Source organism: Nitrosovibrio tenuis (genome assembly GCF_900109785.1).
GTDB classification, from domain to species: Bacteria; Pseudomonadota; Gammaproteobacteria; order Burkholderiales; family Nitrosomonadaceae; genus Nitrosospira; species Nitrosospira tenuis_A.
Genome location: NZ_FOBH01000003.1, coordinates 232,400 through 249,900, shown reverse-complemented (window position 1 = coordinate 249,900; position 17,501 = coordinate 232,400). Strand labels below are relative to the sequence as shown.

The following is a 17,501-nucleotide window of genomic DNA, read 5'->3' as shown; positions in this document are numbered from 1 at the left end:
GCGCGGCCTGACCAGGAAAAACCGGGACCCAATAAAAAAACAACGAAAGCTGTTTCCCTCCTGACCTGATGGATGCGCTTGCGCCAGGCGGTTTTATCCTGTTTTAGGGTCAGCTCTCGCATTAAGGAGTATTCCCAGCGTTTGAGGGAAGCACCGGATCATAAAACCCGGCCAGGGCATCTCATAATGACCTGTAAGATTCTACAGCTATTCAAGGTTATGCTTTTCTTGTCTCATAGTTACGCTACTCTGTTCAAACAAAATAATCGAATAGCACAGTTGGCATAAGGGGCATTCCCATTGCCATATCACATCATCAGCGCGCCAGTTAGCTGACGTAAAAAAGTTGAAGACGTTTTCTTCCGGCTAAGAATGGTTAATCAATATCTCGTTTTTATTCTGGATAACCAACGTTATGCCCTGCATCTGTCTACGGTAGACCGGGTGGTGCGCATGGTCCACATCACTCCGGTATCAAGTGCGCCAGACATTGTGCTCGGCATAGTCAATATAGAGGGCCGGGTCATACCAGCCATTAATGTCCGTCAGCGTTTCAATATGCCGAAACGGGCAATCTCCCTGTCCGACCGGCTTATTTTCGCACGCACGAAACGGCGTTCCGTAGCGCTGGTGGCAGACGCAGTAGATGACGTTATCGAATGTTCGGAGTGGAACATGATCTCCGCAGAGCATGTCCTTCCGGGCCTCGGGCACGTCGAAGGCATTATCAAGTTTGAAGATGGATTGATACTCATCCACAATCTCGACAAATTTCTTTCTCTTGAAGAAGAGGCTTCCCTGGATTTGGCCCTTTCGGCCATCTGAGACCACGTATGAAAAGCGCTCTCCCCCATCCACTGCTTCCCCAGCTCAGCCAATTACTTGAGATGGAGATGGGCTTGTACTATCCGACAACGAGCTGGGGTGATCTCGAGCGCCGTATTGCCGCCGCTGCGCCTGCGCTTGGGATGATGGACGTGGGATCCTGTATCCGTCAACTCCTTTCCGCTTCCCTGACGCGACGGCAGATCGAGATACTCGCTCGTCATCTAACGGTGGGCGAGACCTACTTTTTTCGTGAGAAAGGATATTTTGATGTGCTTGAGGAGCATATTTTCCCGCAATTGTTGCGCGCATGCGCACATTCGCATCGGCAGTTGCGCATCTGGAGCGCTGGCTGCTGCACCGGAGAAGAGCCCTACTCGATCGCTATACTCCTTGATCGCCTGGGCCAATATGCCCCGGATACCGCAACAATAATGGCCACCGATATCAACCCCGTATTCCTCGAAAAAGCGGCCACGGGTCTATACGGCGAATGGTCATTTCGCGGCACGCCTGCCTGGGTCAAAGAGCTATATTTTAAACGCAGAAAAAACGGGCAATTCGAGCTTTTGCCTCATATTCGAAAGCGGGTAACTTTTTCCTACCTCAATCTCGCCGAGGAAAGTTATCCCGGCATCACCAACGGTGCCGATGCGATGGACATTATTTTCTGTCGCAATGTGCTGATGTATTTCAGCCCTGACAGGGTAATGAGGATTGGACGAAACCTCCATCGGTCACTCACCCATGGGGGCTGGCTCATTCTGAGCCCCGTAGAGATGTCACACAACTTATTTCCGCAGTTCAAACAGACTACCTTTCCCACAGCGATTCTCTATCACAAGCCAACAATCACCGAGCCATGGGAAAACACGGGCAAACACAACGCCCCAATGCCGGATATGCAACCGGACTGCGGAAGCATGTCTGTGCAAGCTCTGACGCCACCTCTGCATGTTAAGGATGAAAAGACGCTACTTTCATTTAAAGACTCAGGGATGGAATGGCTGATAGAAGCAGCAGCGGCTATGCCCGCTCAAACAGCAGAGATGGGCAATGCTGAAAGCCCTAAGGACGATGAGAAATTCGAGACGCTCTGCCATACAGCGCGTTCTTATGCCAATCTCGGGAAGCTCACCGAAGCCGTCAGCTGGTGTGAAAAAGCAATCGCGGTCAACAAACTGAACCCGGCAGCTCATTATCTTCTTGCGACAATATGTCAAGAGCTGGGACAAAGCACAACGGCAATACAGTCCCTGAGGCATACGCTTTATCTCGATCCCGACTTTGTGCTCGCCCACTTCGCGCTAGGCAACCTGTGTATGTCTCTCAATCGGTACCGCGAGGCGAACCGCCATTTCGGCAATGCATTGGCGCTGCTTTCCCCGCACCCATACGATGAGCTTGTACCGGAATCGAACGGGCTGACTGCCGGACGGCTTAGCGACATTATCACATCCGTGCGCTCGAGCATCCTGCTCGTACCCCAAGAAAGCGAAGCACAGTGACCGACACTCCAGACACTTCTCCTCAAAAAGACGCGAAACCGGGAGTCGCCAAATACAGCGGCAGCGAACTCGATCCGCGTCTCGATACTATGCGCACAGCCCTTGAAAGTGTCTGGGCGCCGTCGGCCGAAGAGACGCAGAGAATTCTTCAGGAAAGGGCGCTAACACTCGCGCACGAACCATCAGGACACGAGAGCACGGACGACGTCATCGAGGTCCTCGAATTCACGCTTGCCTATGAGAGATACGCGGTTGAAACGCATTATGTGCGCCAGGTTGCCATGCTGGAGCATCTTGTACCGCTGCCGTGCACGCCGGCTTTTGTGCTCGGTATCGTTAATTTGCGCGGCGCGATATTGCCTGTCCTCGATCTCAAGCGTTTTTTCGAATTACCGGTAAAGGGTTTAACCGATCTCAACAAGATTATCGTGCTGAAATGGGAAAAAATGCTCTTCTGTATTTTAGCGGATGAGATAGTCGGCGTACGCAATATCGCGCTGGGGCACATCCAACCCTCGCTACCCACGCTTACAGGCGTGCGAAAGGATTATCTGAAGGGTGTCACGCCTGAGAGAGTGGCGCTCCTTGATGCAGAAAAATTTTTGGCATCAGAAAACATTATCGTGCGGGAACACGTAACCGAGTAGAAATCTGAATGAATTGAGCGGACGAATTAAGCGGACCAATTGAGCGAACGAATTGAGCAGACCACGAGGCTCAACCATAACTACCATGACAATCCTTGCGACAAGATCCAAGCTTCGAAGGAAAAATAATGACCATTAGCAAGAAGATAATCGGGGGCTACGTAGCCATACTGTCACTGCTCGTGCTCGTAACCAGCGTTGCTTTTTTTGCGCTTAAACAGACACAGGCAACGTACGACCATTTTCTCAATGTAGATGAGCGGCTCCTGGAGGCCGCCAATGAACTGCGGGCCACTACCTTTGCCCAGCAGACGTATGTCCGCGGTATTTTGCTCTATCCGGAACTACAGCAGCCGAATCAAATTTTTCTGGCCGAGAATGACCGCAAGTTCAAGCAGACCTTTGAGAAAATGCGCAGCCTGATGAATACCGGGGAAGGAAGCACCCTGGTGGATAATCTCGAAACGCTTCAGCAGCAACTGCAGCAGGCTCAGCAAAATTCCGTACGGCTGGCACTGGAAAAAAAGGATGAAGAGGCACTCGCCTATACTATCAAGGAGTTTCGTCCTCGAAGCATGGCACTCATCGAGAAGGCGACGCGTTTCTATGAACGACAGGCGAAGCTGCTGGAAAAAGCAAGGGCCGAACTTGACGAGAAAGTGAGTTTTTATACGCTGACACTGATAATGGCCGCCCTGTTTGCCGTTATTGTCGGGTTAACGATTGGATTTCATCTAAGCCGTGTCATTACCCGCGAACTTCGGGAAAGTATCGCTCAACTGTCGGCGTCCTCGGCCGAGATTCTTGCCACTACCACGCAGGTAGCCTCAGGCGCAGCTGAAACCGCAGCCGCGGTGAGCGAGACGACCGCCACGGTGGAAGAGGTCAAGCAAACCGCACAGCATGCAAGCCAGAAGGCCAAGTATGTTTCCGACAGCGCGCAGAAAGCTTCGAATGTCTCCCAGGCGGGACGCAAATCGGTAGAAGAAGCTATTCATGGGATGCACCGTATCCGGGAACAGATGGGGTCTATCGCCGAAAGCATCGTCCAACTATCCGAGCAGAGCCATGCCATCGGCCAGATCATTGCCACCGTCAATGACTTGGCTGAGCAGTCGAATCTCCTCGCGGTTAATGCGGCCATTGAGGCTGCCCGGGCCGGAGAACAAGGCAAGAGTTTCGGCGTGGTGGCGCACGAGATCAGAAGCCTTGCCGAGCAATCGAAGCAGGCCACCGGACAGGTGCGGACGATCCTTGGCGACATCCAGAAGGCGACCAATATCGCGGTTCTCGCTACCGAACAGGGCAACAAAGCAGTAGAAGCGGGCGTGAAACAATCCGCAGCGACCGATGAAGCAATCAGGCTGCTATCGACAAGTATCAATGAGGCGTCACAGGCGGCCACCCAGATTGCGGCGTCCAGCCACCAGCAAATGGTTGGCATGGATCAGGTAGTAGTGGCAATGAACAACATCAAGGAGGCGAGCGAACAGAACGTAGCGGGTACGAGGCAGGCGGAACTGGCAGCGCAGGGGCTCTACGAGATGGGGATCAGGCTGAAGACTTTGGTAGGCGGCAAGGATTTCGATACCGAGCCTGTGCGACGTCCATGAAAAACAAGAATGATGAGCTTCTGAAAAAGCTGCTCGTAACGTTTCGTGTTGAAGCGGATGCGCATCTTCAGACTATGGCTTCGGGGCTGCTTGCGCTGGAAAAAACACCTGTGGCTGAGCAATCTGCTCTTATTGAAGCCATTTTTCGGGCCGCCCACAGTCTGAAAGGCGCTGCCCGAGCCGTGAATCTCACGCATGTCGAAGCAGTCTGCCGGTCTCTGGAAAACATATTTTCAGCAACGAAAGACAAGCGCCTGGTCATCTCATCGGAGTTGATCGACCTGCTGCTCCAGGCAACCAACGCGCTAGAGGGGCTTCTTGCCAGTGACGACGGCGAGGCCAGCGCACGCAAACCTGCGGTAGCCCCACTCATTCGGCAGCTCGACGACGCGTTGAGAAGGCCGTCGCCCGAACCTTCCCTGCCCGTATCTTCGACGCCCGTATCGCCACCTCAGGTTGGGCTACCGACCGACAATACGCCAACCCAGCCCGGCGCGCGTGCGGCATCAAGCTCTCCTCCCAGCCGGGCATCAACCACTGTACGGGTTTCCGCCGAAAAACTCGACATGGTGATGCGCCAGGTTGAGGAGCTTTTGCTGCCGTGCATGGCGGTCGGTCACCGAGCGCAGGAGCTCGGCCACGCAACTACAACACTTGCAACATGGAAGAAACAGCGGCTTCAAATTCAACCGGTATTGCGTGTTGTTGATCGCGAGCTGACGAGCAGTGGCACGGATGCCAATCGCTCCCTTCCAATACATGAGCTCCCCAAGCTCCTTAAGTATCTTGATGCCGAGCAAGTCCAGATGAAGATGCTTGAGGATCAGCTGGCGCGGCTTCAGCATGCAGCCGAGCAGGATCAGCGCATGCTTGTCGGCATGACCGACACCCTGCGACAGGATGTCAAGGAGATGCAGTTATTGCCATTCGCGTCATTGCTGGGGATTCTCCCCCGATTCTCGCGCGAACTGGCACGCGAGCAGGGTAAAAGCCTGGAAACGGTGATTCAAGGAAGCGAGCTTGAGATAGATCGGCACATCCTCGAAGAGATGAAAGATCCGCTTATCCACCTCGTGCGTAATTGCATTGATCATGGTATTGAGCAACCGCCCGTGCGCGTAGCCGGGGGCAAACCGCCCCATGGAACCATTACATTAGCATGCTCGCAAAAAGACAGCAGTACGGTTGAGGTGCTCGTTGCCGATGATGGAGCCGGCTTGGACCTCACCATGGTGAAAGCCGCAGCCTGCAAGCTCGGCGTTGTTTCCACCGACGAGGCGGAACAACTGGGCGACCTGGAGGCAGCGGCACTCGCCTTTCAATCGGGCGTCACAACCAGCCCCATCGTCACCGATATATCCGGACGTGGACTCGGGCTAGCGATTGTCCGTGAAAAAGTCGAGCACCTGGGCGGCAGTATCGCGGTGAAATCAAAACCTGCTGAGGGAACCGCTTTCCATATTTCCCTCCCGCGAACGCTGGCAAACTTTCGAGGAGTCCTTGTTCATGCGGGCGAGCAGCTATTTGTTATTCCTTCCACGAGTGTCGAGCGAGTGGTCCGGATTCCCTATAAAGAAATCCGAACCGTCGAAAACCGGGCCACCATCCTTGTGGATGAGCAGCCGGTTTCTCTCGTCTGGTTGAGCGATGTACTTGAATTACCTCGTCGTGCGGTATCCGTCGAACCCACGGACAGCGCAACGGTTGTAGTGCTCGGGTCACGTCTCCTTCGCGTGGCGTTTTTAGTGGAAGAGATTATTGGTGAGCAAGAGGTGCTGGTCAAAGCTCTGGTTCGGCCTTTGATCAGGGTACGCAATATCGCGGGCGCCAGCGTGCTGGGGTCCGGCAGGGTAGCGCCCGTGCTCAACACAGCCGATCTACTCAAATCGGCTGTGAAGCGTCCCGCTTCGGCACCGGAATTTGCTAGCCCTTTGTCGACCCCAAAGGAAGAAAAAGCAAAAAAACAATCGATTCTTGTAGTAGAGGATTCGATCACTTCGCGCGTATTGCTCAAAAACATCCTGGAGTCGGCAGGCTACCGTGTCAGCACGGCCGTGGATGGAGTGGACGGTTATACGACGCTCAAGACAGGCGCCTTCGATTTAGTTGTCTCGGATGTGGAAATGCCGCGTATGGATGGTTTTGGCCTCACAGCCCAGATACGCGCCGAGAAGCAATTCTCGGGGCTGCCCGTCGTGCTGGTCACGGCACTGGAGTCACGCGAACACCGCGAGCGCGGTATCGATGCTGGCGCCAACGCCTACATCGTAAAAGGCAGCTTCGATCAGAGCAATCTGCTGGAGGTCATACAGCGGCTCATTGGCACATCGTCAACGCAACAGTCATGATCAAGGTCCTGGTAGTGGATGACTCGCCGGTAGTGCGTGAATTCCTTGTTCACATTTTCAACTCCGACCCCGACATCAGGGTTGTCGGCATAGCATGTGACGGTGAGGAAGCCCTCCGTGCCGTGCGTCGCCAACGACCGGACGTCATCACGATGGACATCCACATGCCCAAACTGAACGGGCTTGACGCTACACGCGCCATCATGGAAACGGAACCGACACCCATTGTTATCGTAAGCGGTACCGAAGATCCCTCTGAAGTCGCGACGACATTTAATGCAATGGATGCCGGCGCGCTGGCGGTGCTGCGTCGCCCGGCTGGCATCGGCCATCCCGACCATGAAGCCATGGCTCAAGATATGGTACAGACCGTAAAACTGATGTCGGAGGTGAGGGTGATACGACGGTGGCCGGGCATGCGGACCGCGGCACCCGCTCCGCGCCCTGAAATTCCCCGCGCCGAAACTTCCCTCTCCGAAAACGCGAGGTTGGCACGCGAATCGGCAAAACCAAGAATTGTCGCCATCGGCGCCTCGACCGGCGGTCCGCCGGCACTCGAGACTATCCTGGCGTCACTTCCAAAAGACTTCCCGGTCCCGATTTTAATCGTCCAGCACATGTCTCCGGGGTTTATAAGGGGTTTCGCCCGCTGGCTGGCGAATTCATCTCGTCTGCCTGTCCGTGTCGCCGCGCACGGCGAGTCACTCCTGCCCGGGCATGTCTACGTCGCACCCGACGAATACCAGATGAAGGTAGAACGCGAAGGAAAGATCGCCCTGACAAAAAATGATCCCGAGCATGGGCTAAGGCCTTCAATTTCATACCTCTTCCGTGCTGTTGCCGAGGTCTATGGCGCCGACGCCGTGGCCGGTTTATTGACCGGCATGGGACGCGATGGAGCGAAGGACCTGAAACTGCTCAAGGAGCGTGGCGCAATTACGTTTGCCCAGGATAAGGATAGTTCCGTGGTGCACGGCATGCCAGGCGAGGCTATCAAGCTGGATGCTGCGATGCTGATCTTACCGCTGGAGAAGATTGCCGCAGCGCTAACGAATCTTGTGAACCATAGGGAGAAATTAGAGCGTGACTTACGACATTCAAAATAAGCCCAGCAACGCTGAGATTTTGATTGCGGAGGACAGCCCAACCCAAGCGGAAAAACTGCGATACCTGCTTGAGGAGCACGGCTATTCCGTCGTAGCCGTGCCAAACGGTAAGCAAGCCCTCGCAGCGGCTCGGCGGCGAAAACCCGCATTGATTGTCAGTGATGTGATGATGCCCGAGATGGATGGGTACACGCTATGCGGGCAAATCAAACATGATGAGCAGCTCAAGGATATACCCGTAATCCTGCTCACCTCGCTTTCGGATATCAGGGATATCATGAAAGGGCTGGAATGCGGTGCGGATAATTTCATCCGCAAGCCTTATGATGGCGAATATCTCCTTTCCCGCATCAGCTATCTGCTTATGAATCTGGCATTACGCAAGAATCAGAAGATGCAGATGGGAATGGAGATTTATCTGGGGGGGCAAAAGCATTTTATAACCGCCGAACGCCAGCAGATATTGGATTTGCTGATCTCAATCTATGAGGATGCGATCCGTCTCAACAACGAACTGCATGCACGGCAGGTGGAGCTGGCACACTCGAATCACTTGCTTAACGGCCTTTACCGTATCGCCGAGGGTTTGAACCAGGCGGTAACCGAACGTGAGGTATGTGAAAAAGCACTTGAGTACGCCATGGAGCTCCCCGGGTTACAAGCAGGGTGGCTCTACCTGGAAAACAACAACACTTTTCGACTGGCTGCGGCGCGCGTCGCACCCTCCACATTGTCGGCTATGAATACGACTGATGGGGTATGCGAATGTCAGCGACGTTTTCTCGCAGGGGAGTTAGCCCAGGTTACCACTATTGTCGGTTGCAAGCAGCTTATGGAACCGGGAGCAGATGCCAGCAAGTCAACCAGCCACGCCAGTGTCCCCTTGCGGATACGTAATCGGAACCGAGGCATTCTCAACCTGATGGGGACCCAACAAGACCCTTTCAAGGAAAATGAACTGGAAATGTTCTACGGGATCGGGCATCAGGTAAGCATTGCGCTGGAGCGTGCCTGGCTGCATGAAAAGATGGAACACCTGGTCGCACAGCGTACTGCCGCGCTCACCACGGAAATCTCGCTGCGTAAAGAGTATGAGACCAGAATTGTCCGGCTCAACCGGATTTACAGCGTGTTAAGCGGTATAAACACCACTATCGTGCGCGTTCGGGAAATCCAGGAGCTTTTCGACGACGCATGCCGTATCGCGGTGGATCACGGCCGATTTGTGTTTGGCTGGATCGGGAGGTTCGATGCACATACAGGGAATGTCACACCGATGGCACAGGCGGGTCGGGACGATGGCTATCTGTCACAGCTCAGCTTGGATAATGTGATTGAATCCCCCGGAAACTCATCGTTAATAGCGCAGGCGCTAACGCAGGCCCAGCCAGCGATTTGCAACGATCTTACTGACAAGCGCATGCATGCGTCCCATGCCGCAGCGCTAGAGCAAGGCTATCACTCCATGGTGGTGTTGCCGTTAACCCTGGATGCGCAGGTGATCGGCATGTTCGCGCTCTATGCGCCTGAAACAGGATTCTTCGATGAAGAGGAAATGAGGCTGTTGATTGAGATGGCCGGCGACATTTCTTTCGCTATGGATCACTTGAAAAAAGAGGAACGCATTAATTACCTGGCTTTCTTTGATGCGGTAACGGATCTTCCTAATCGAGCACTCTTCCTCGACCGCGTCGATCAGCGAATCAGAACCGGTGAACACAACCATGAGGTACTTTCTGTAATTATTCTTGACCTCGAGCGATTCAGCAGCATAAACGAGTCGCTTGGCCACCAGGCGGGAGACAGCCTGTTACGCCAGCTCGCGCAACGATTGAGACAGTTGCTCGCTGAAACAGATATTCTGGCCCATCTTTCGGGAGATCATTTTGCTATCGCCACCTCGCACGAAGGAGAAAGTACAACCATTGCCCATGTTTTGGATACAGTTTTGCTTGAAATCCAGAACCAGCCTTTCCTGATAGGAGGTCAGGAGCTGCACGTTTCCGCCAGAGCAGGCACGTCGTCTTATCCTGGCGACGGCCGAGATACCGATACACTTTTGCGGCATGCTGAAACAGCGCTGAAAAGGGCCAAGCTTTCCGGCGACAGACACCTGTTTTATGCACCTGAGTTCAATGCCCGCATCACGGAAAAGCTGAAGCTTGAAACCAAGCTGCGGCAAGCCCTGGAGCAGGAACAGCTGGTACTGCACTACCAGCCGAAAGTTAACCTGAAAACCGGACAAATCAGCGGCCTGGAGGCACTGATGCGCTGGCGCGATCCGGAAATCGGCCTTATTCCTCCGCTGAGTTTCATTCCTTTGCTCGAAGAAACCAGGATGATTCTTGAGGCGGGTCGTTGGGCGCTGGGCAAGGCGATATCGGATTACAGGAAATGGCAAGCCATGGGGTTAAATCCGCCCAAGATTGCCGTAAACGTCTCGCCCATTCAATTACGACAGAACGATTTCGTCGAGATGGTAGCAAGCGTCGTGGAAGCCGCCAAAGACGTGGAGATCGGCCTGGAATTTGAGATTACCGAAAGTGTAATCATGCAGGATATAGAAGCGAATATCCAAAAGCTCAGGCGCATCCGTGAAATGAATATCGAAGTCGCGATAGACGACTTCGGTACTGGCTATTCCTCACTCAGCTATATAGCCAAGTTGCCCGTCAACGTATTGAAAATAGATCGTGCTTTCATTATCAATATGGGTACGAATCACGATGATTTTACGATTGTTTCCACCATCATATCGTTGGCGCATTCCCTGAACCTGAAAGTGATTGCGGAGGGGGTTGAAACCCATGAGCAGGCCTCGCTTTTGCGGGCGCTCAATTGCGATGACATGCAGGGATACCTGTTCAGTCCCGGCGTTACGAGCGACAAGGTCGAGGAATTTCTGCGGCAAAAAAAAACTCTTTCAACGCCGCCTCGTCAGTGAAGGCTGGTTCAACCAATGAGATGTAATGAAAATACAGGAGCTCTCTCCATGGCCGAGTACCCAGACCTGGCTTTCCGGGCGAAGAAGGGACTGTAAGGACCGTCGCCTTTAAATGGCGGTTTCACTCTGACTTGAATACGTCAGCCAGGAAACGCTTGGTCTCTTCCCAGGACGCGGCATCCGCCGCCGCATCATAGGCAAGCGGAAGATTAAACTTGCGGCCATTTTCGTCCGCAGCCGGGTTGGTGAAGCTGTGCTTGACGCCGGGATATGTCACGACCTTATACTCCACCCCGGCTTGTTCCATTTCCTGCTTGAAAGCCGCTACCTGCTCGGGCGGTATCATCGGATCGTCCGTTCCGGTAAAAGAAATAATGCGGGCCTTTACCTTGCCTGGCTGGGCGAGGGTCTGTGTTGCCAGGCCGCCATGGAAGCTGGCCACGCCTTTCAAATCCTCGCCCAAGCGGGCCATTTGCAGCACGACGCTGCCACCGAAACAATAACCCAGCGCGGCGATATTGTTGGCGTCCACGTTCCTCTGTTGTTTGAGAAATTTCATCGCCGCTTCAAAACGCGCTTTAGCCAGCGGCAAATTCTTCGCTACCTCGCCTGAGAATTTGCCGGCCTCGTCCGGATGGTGAGCCTGCTTTCCGTCTCCGTACATATCCAGCGCCAAAGCGGTATAGCCCAACTCAGCCAGCATCCTCGCCCGCTTGCGGGCATATTCGTTGTGCCCCCACCACTCGTGCACGACCAGCACGCCAGGATGCTTGCCTTTTATTTCATCGTCATATGCGATGTATCCTTTCAATGTTTGCCCATTACTGCTATAGGTCACTTCTTTTCCCTGCACCATTGCCTGTGCTCCCGAGCTCAAGAATAACAACATGACGATGAATACAAATTTGTTCATGATAGAGCCACCTGTGAGTGATCAGTTCGATTTTATACTGTTGTGAATTTACTTGAGTGTACTATTGTTAAATCAGTATATGACCAGATTTGCAGGGAATATGGACTCGCCCATTTTTTTGCCAGTCAGGCGTGCACGTCTGCGCCATTTTATTTAGGAGATCGGATTGTGTCGGATTCCGCCGTCCAGAATCGCGCCGCCGGTGCCATCATGGGCGCCTTTATCGGGGATGCCTTAGGCCTTGGCCCCCACTGGTACTACGACCTTGCGGCGCTCCGCCGCGACTACGGCGACTGGATCACGACCTATGCCGACCCCAAGCTCGGCCGCTACCATAGTGGACTCAAGGCGGGCCAGCTCTCCCAGGGAGGCATCATTCTCCGGCTCATGCTGCGCTCGCTCGTCGAGCGCGATGGCTATGATGAAGCGGATTTCTGCCGGCGCCTGGATAAGGAAATATTCCCCTTGCTCAACGGCATGCCTGTGAACGGACCGGGCGGATACACCCAGCAGTCGATCCGCGACGCCTGGCGCAAGCGTGTCCAGCAGAACCTGCCTTGGGGGCAAACGGGAGGCCAGGCCGACACCACCGAAGCGGTAGGGCGCACGCTCGCCCTGGCGGTTCGGTACGCCTTCCAGCCGCAGGAACTGGCAGCCGCCATCTCCAGCAATACACGGCTTACCCAGATCGACGATACCGTGGTTGCCCTGACTGTGGCGTACGGGGCGGTATTGGGTCTCCTGGTGCAGGGACACAAGCTCAACAGTAGCCTTTCCGGCAAGCTCATGCGATTGGCAAGTGCGGGGAAACTACCTTTCCATACGATGGCGCATACCGACCTGCAGCCGCCTCAGGAGGACCATCCGCGCGAAAGCGGATATTTCGTCTCTCCGGACGCCCTGCTAACACCCTCGTATGTGGCCGCGGCCGCGGTGGACCCGGATATCCGCATAGAGCCCGCATGGAAAGTCTCCATCGTTTACGGCATGACCTGCGCCATTTATCATCAGCTTCCCGCAGCCTACCATCTCGCTGCGCGCTTTCCGAACGATTTTGCATCGGCTGTGCTCCACGCCGTAAATGGCGGCGGCGAAAACCAGGCGCGCGCCACTTTGACTGGCGCGCTCGTCGGCGCTCAAACCGGGCTATCGGGCATTCCACAACGATTCCTCGATGGCCTGGACGAAGGCGAAACACTCAAACGCCTCGCCCTGGATCTCGCCTCCAACGTCGGCAATTCAGCATCAGATCCCAAGCCCAAAATATCATAAAGCTCGGTGTCAGGCGGATCATCCTACAGCGCTTGCTGCGAAGATTGATCCCGAAATTCAGTTCGCTTGCGACAAAACAATCGGATCTATTCTGATCAGGCGATAGCCCTCTTTCTTGCTGTTCCAGGACACGAAAACGCCTTTGCTACTACCCAGCAGAAATGGAAAGTCTGTGCTGGCTTTGCTTTCAGCAATTGTTTGAGGTTGAAGCCATGTCTGGCCGCCATCGCTCGACTGCATGACAATGAGATAGGTCTTATCGCCGTCAAACTCGGTCCAGGTCAGAACGACATGTCTTCCCTGGGCCAGGATATCCGGATGACTGGGTAATCTTCCAGGCATACCAAACGGCACGGGACTTGAGAAGTGTTGCCCCCGGTCGGAGGAGTAGGCATAAAACAATCCCTGGCGGGCACTGCCTTGCGTAAACCAACTGATGTGATATCGATCGTCAGTGCTAATGGAAATCGCGGGTCCGTGTTCCGGGCAACCCTTGAGCTCCCATTGATCAAATGTCACCCGCCATGCAAGGGGTGCTTCTCCATTATTCCTCACCCTGATCAGGCCATGATCCCTGATGTCGCCCGGATAAATTAAACGTGCAAGTAAAACAGGCAAGTCTTCGTTATCAAACGAAACCGCCATACGGCAGCATTCGCAAACAGTGCCGGAAAGCTTTCGATTGACGAGATTAACCCCGCCTTGGCCGTCAATGGTGGCGAAATATATTGCATTGCCCGGCTGTCTCCAATCGGTGCGGTCGCGTTCGTCCAGCCAGAAACTATAAAGCTTTCCCGACGGACTCAACGCCAACCGGCCTTCGAAGGAATTTGCACCAGATGCTTGATCGCTCAAGGGTACTGGCGCTGAAAAGCTTTGCCCATCGTCGCTGGATACACTGAAGTATTGGGCGATCGGCTGAGTGGCCTCCGCGGCAAAAGTTACGTAGATTTTGCCCGAACGATCCACGGTAATGCCGGGCCGATTCTCTCCGCTTACCTTGATGCGCTGTGGCTCATTATTAACGCGTACAGGCACGCTGAAGGTCTTCCCCAGATCGGTTGAATAATCCACATAAACATGCCGTTTCTCGGGCACGATGCGCCACAACCGGCCATCAGGACCAAAAGCGGCAGTGACGGCGAGACCACCGCCTCGTGGATAATGCGAGTAATCCGCCTTTCCGGCTGTTAATCGATCGTGATCGCTGTAGCTGGCAGTGCTGAACGCCATTGCGACGATCAGCAACAGGCAGCCGAGCAGTTGACGGTAACTCAGCGATAAACACCTTCTAAGTCTGTTTGCGGTCACTTTGTGATGTATGAGGGCACTCCTTTCCATAAGTGTCAATCAGCCAGACGCTCTTATTATATTTGGTTGAAATCCACAACAGTGTCTGCTTCGCATTAGAATGAAAATACCAGGCGATAAGTGATCCGGTAATCCGGCGGTGTCTGATAGCCATTCGTATCTTTGACTATCGGTGTGCCTATCGACAATGCGGTATTCCAGTTCTTGCCGCCAGCGTATCTGATGCCTGGCGAAATGAAAATGGTATTTCCGCCCGAGTTCGGATCGATCAGACCGGCAGTTTTTTGACGATCCTGCCACATGCCGTTGAGTTCCAGAACGGCTGTCCACGGCGCGTTGTTGCTGTCGACAAATAAATTGTTTCTCGCCACACCTATAAAAGCATAGGAAAGCGCAACGTTATAATCGAAGGTATCGCCGAGATCGGTTTTTTGCGACCCGGTAGTCGCCACCGTATACAGGACGCTGCTATCAAATGAGAATTTCCCCATGGCCCTCGTGAAGGAAAATCCAACGGAGGGACTCCACGCGCCACTATTAGGTTGATGGTGCGTTTCAAAACGGTCACCTTGGTTGGTTTTGACATGGCTCATGCCTGAGGGAGTCTTGAGCGCTACAACCAGAGAGAGATGGTTCAGATTATCGAGAGTATGAAAAAACCGATATTGGCTGAACACCGACACGCCCCCAAAACCGCCCGGGTTGCCCTGGTTGTTGACCGCATCGCCATTATCGTTCGGTGAGCGAACACCGAAACGCTGCACATAGGGAAGCCTGATACCGAGAGTCAGGTTGTCGGTCACGCCATAGGCCGCAAATACCGATGGCTGTATCATGGAGTTGACGCTATGAACATCGCCGTGTGCGTCGTCAATCGCGTTATTCTTCAAATCGAGAAGTGTCGCGTCCGAGGCACGATTAAAACTGGTGAACTGAGTAATCAAACCACCTGCCCACATACCGACAGGAAGCGTTATGCCGGTTTGAGTGATGATCGGAGATGCTGTGCCTATTCCGAAACCCAGAGAGCCGTGATCGGCAAGAGCCGTGGCGGCATGAACAGTGAAGACCGAGGCGACAATTGTTGCCGAAATAAGTCTTAGCTGTCCCATGTTGTCTCGATAACCTATGATCTTGACAAGTAAGGTCATTCGTCTCTGCTGGTTGCTGCCATACCCATTATGGTGGCAGAAGAATAAACCTTTTCGGGACATAAGGTGATGCGACAAATTGTCGCACCTCAGGAATGCCAGTGAGTTATCGCTGGCGGTACTATGATTAAGATAATCTGATCACCCTCGGTTGTGCCGGAATTAATCAGGACTCAAGCAGGATGCCCCAAAACCCCAGTCGACCGGAACCGCGCCTTGATCCTCCGCACACCGATGGATATTCCCAGAGCAGGCTGATCGCCGCCTTAATGGATGGGCGTTGCTATCCTCACGCGGCGGAAAAAATTGGGCTGATGGAAACGCATATTTCATGGGTCCTTCTGGCGGGGCGCTATGCTTACAAAATAAAAAAAGCGGTCAATCTGGGCTTCCTGGATTTTGTCAGCCTGGAATCGCGCCATTTTTATTGTGAGGAAGAGGTTCGGCTTAACCGGCGTCTGGCTCCGAAGATATATCTCGACGTTGTTCCTATCGGCGGCACGCTGCAAACGCCCGAGTTCGGCGTGCAGCCCGCTATCGAGTACGCTGTCAGGATGCGGCGTTTTCCAGTCTCGAATGAGTTGGATAAGCTTGCTGCGCGCGACAAGCTCCTGCCCCGGCATATCGACAGCTTGGCCGCGACCATTGCCCGCTTTCATGTCAACCTGCCTCCAGCGGAAATAAATTCGACGTTTGGTTCGGCTGCTACCATCCACTCGGCGGTATTGCGGGTTTTCGAACAGTTGCGGATTTCGTTAGGCGGCAGGCAATACAAAGAACTCGTGGCTACGCTGGACCAGGCCAGCGAGCGCGAATACGTCCAGCGCAAAGCGCATTTCGAGCGGCGGCATGAGCAGGGCTTCGTGCGTGAATGCCATGGCGATCTGCATTTGGGAAACATAGTGCTCATTGGGGACCAGCCAACTCCTTTCGATGCCATTGAATTCGATCCCAGGCTGCGCTGGATCGATGTAATGAGCGAAGTCGCCTTCACAGTCATGGACCTCCTGCACGTGAAGCTCCCTGAGCTCGCCTATCGTTTTTTGAATGCGTATCTGGAAGCTACTGGCGATTATCGGGGAATACCTCTGCTGCGTTTCTATATCGCCTATCGGGCCACGGTGCGCGCCATGGTCAGCGCCATCCGCGCCGGACAAACGAACCTTTCAACTCCAGCCAGGACAGAGGCGGTGGAAAGGTGCCGCAATTTTCTTGCGCTGGCAGAGAAATGTTTAGCTCAGCACCGCCCTGCGCTGATTATCACACACGGCTTGCCGGGGTCGGGCAAGACCTTCTTTGCACAAAAGGCGCTCGAACGGCTGCAGGCAATACGCATTCGCGCGGATGTGGAGCGCAAGCGGTTGTTCGGATTATCGCCTCTGGCGGACAGCCGTTCTCACCCGATAAGCATTTACAGCGCAGAAGCAACACGGCTCACCTACGCACGGCTTCATGAACTGGCGCGAGAACTGCTCGCCGCAGGTGTGCCGGTGATTGTGGATGCCGCCTTTCTTAAAGAGGACGAGCGTGAACATTTCCACCAACTCGCATACGAGCTGAAAGTGCCGTTTGTGATTGCATCGCTCCACGCCAGCCCAGCCACCTTACGTGCACGCATCATGGAGCGGCAGGGAGCGTCGAATGACGCATCCGAGGCCGACCTTGCCGTGCTGGAAAAATTGCAGATGCATCAGCAGACGTTGACACCGCGGGAACGCACCTGCGCAGTGGAGTTCATCAATGACGCAAATCCGATTGCGGATGATCTTCTTGCCTGGAAGAGACTGGATCAATTGCTATCCCTATCAAGGCAATAAATCTACTGCAATTCTCATCCGAATGCGAAGCGATGAAATGGACTGG

General features: G+C 54.1%; 12 protein-coding genes. 9 read left to right on the top strand and 3 right to left on the bottom strand.

Translation table 11 applies throughout. From position 1 onward, the window contains the following. Nucleotides 1-372: 372 nt before the first annotated feature. From BMX00_RS05910 to BMX00_RS05880, 7 genes are all read left to right on the top strand, one after another. Nucleotides 373-825 (top strand): chemotaxis protein CheW, encoded by a 453-nt coding sequence (locus BMX00_RS05910; protein ID WP_090828072.1) that lies wholly within the window; start codon nucleotides 373-375, stop codon nucleotides 823-825. Between the two features lie 8 nt (nucleotides 826-833). Continuing rightward, nucleotides 834-2,333 (top strand): CheR family methyltransferase, encoded by a 1,500-nt coding sequence (locus BMX00_RS05905; protein WP_090828071.1) that lies wholly within the window; start codon nucleotides 834-836, stop codon nucleotides 2,331-2,333. Next, entirely contained in the window at nucleotides 2,330-2,980 is a 651-nt protein-coding gene (locus tag BMX00_RS05900; RefSeq protein WP_245727783.1) for a chemotaxis protein CheW, read from the top strand. The genes BMX00_RS05905 and BMX00_RS05900 overlap by 4 nt, the downstream gene beginning before the upstream one ends. 128 nt (nucleotides 2,981-3,108) lie before the next feature. Next, a complete protein-coding gene (locus tag BMX00_RS05895; protein WP_090828070.1) occupies nucleotides 3,109-4,593 on the top strand; it encodes a HAMP domain-containing methyl-accepting chemotaxis protein in 1,485 nt (494 codons plus the stop codon). Next, on the top strand, nucleotides 4,590-6,941 hold the full coding sequence (locus BMX00_RS05890) for a hybrid sensor histidine kinase/response regulator (RefSeq protein WP_090828069.1): 2,352 nt from the start codon (nucleotides 4,590-4,592) through the stop codon (nucleotides 6,939-6,941). Before BMX00_RS05895 ends, BMX00_RS05890 begins: the two co-directional genes overlap by 4 nt. Next, complete coding sequence (locus BMX00_RS05885) at nucleotides 6,938-8,047, top strand: protein-glutamate methylesterase/protein-glutamine glutaminase (protein WP_090828068.1); 1,110 nt, start codon at nucleotides 6,938-6,940, stop codon at nucleotides 8,045-8,047. The genes BMX00_RS05890 and BMX00_RS05885 overlap by 4 nt, the downstream gene beginning before the upstream one ends. After that, nucleotides 8,025-10,991 (top strand): EAL domain-containing protein, encoded by a 2,967-nt coding sequence (locus BMX00_RS05880; RefSeq protein ID WP_245727781.1) that lies wholly within the window; start codon nucleotides 8,025-8,027, stop codon nucleotides 10,989-10,991. The genes BMX00_RS05885 and BMX00_RS05880 overlap by 23 nt, the downstream gene beginning before the upstream one ends. 121 nt (nucleotides 10,992-11,112) lie before the next feature. Here the strand turns inward: BMX00_RS05880 and BMX00_RS05875 are convergent, their stop codons facing one another. Beyond that, nucleotides 11,113-11,904, bottom strand: coding sequence for a dienelactone hydrolase family protein (locus BMX00_RS05875; RefSeq protein WP_090828067.1), 792 nt, complete (start codon nucleotides 11,902-11,904; stop codon nucleotides 11,113-11,115). Between the two features lie 168 nt (nucleotides 11,905-12,072). Between BMX00_RS05875 and BMX00_RS05870 the strand changes: the two genes are divergently transcribed. Beyond that, nucleotides 12,073-13,176 carry an ADP-ribosylglycohydrolase family protein gene (locus BMX00_RS05870; RefSeq protein ID WP_090828066.1) on the top strand — a complete coding sequence of 368 codons (1,104 nt, stop codon included), beginning with the start codon at nucleotides 12,073-12,075 and terminating at the stop codon, nucleotides 13,174-13,176. Nucleotides 13,177-13,233: 57 nt separating this feature from the next. Here BMX00_RS05870 and BMX00_RS05865 read toward each other — a convergent pair whose 3' ends face one another. Next, the gene (locus BMX00_RS05865; protein WP_245727779.1) at nucleotides 13,234-14,487 is read right to left on the bottom strand and encodes a sialidase/neuraminidase family protein; all 1,254 of its coding nucleotides are present in this window, start codon (nucleotides 14,485-14,487) and stop codon (nucleotides 13,234-13,236) included. 95 nt (nucleotides 14,488-14,582) lie between these two features. Next, a complete protein-coding gene (locus tag BMX00_RS05860; protein WP_218141502.1) occupies nucleotides 14,583-15,638 on the bottom strand; it encodes a transporter in 1,056 nt (351 codons plus the stop codon). 182 nt (nucleotides 15,639-15,820) lie between these two features. Between BMX00_RS05860 and BMX00_RS05855 the strand changes: the two genes are divergently transcribed. After that, nucleotides 15,821-17,455, top strand: coding sequence for a bifunctional aminoglycoside phosphotransferase/ATP-binding protein (locus BMX00_RS05855; RefSeq protein ID WP_090828065.1), 1,635 nt, complete (start codon nucleotides 15,821-15,823; stop codon nucleotides 17,453-17,455). Nucleotides 17,456-17,501 lie beyond the last annotated feature (46 nt).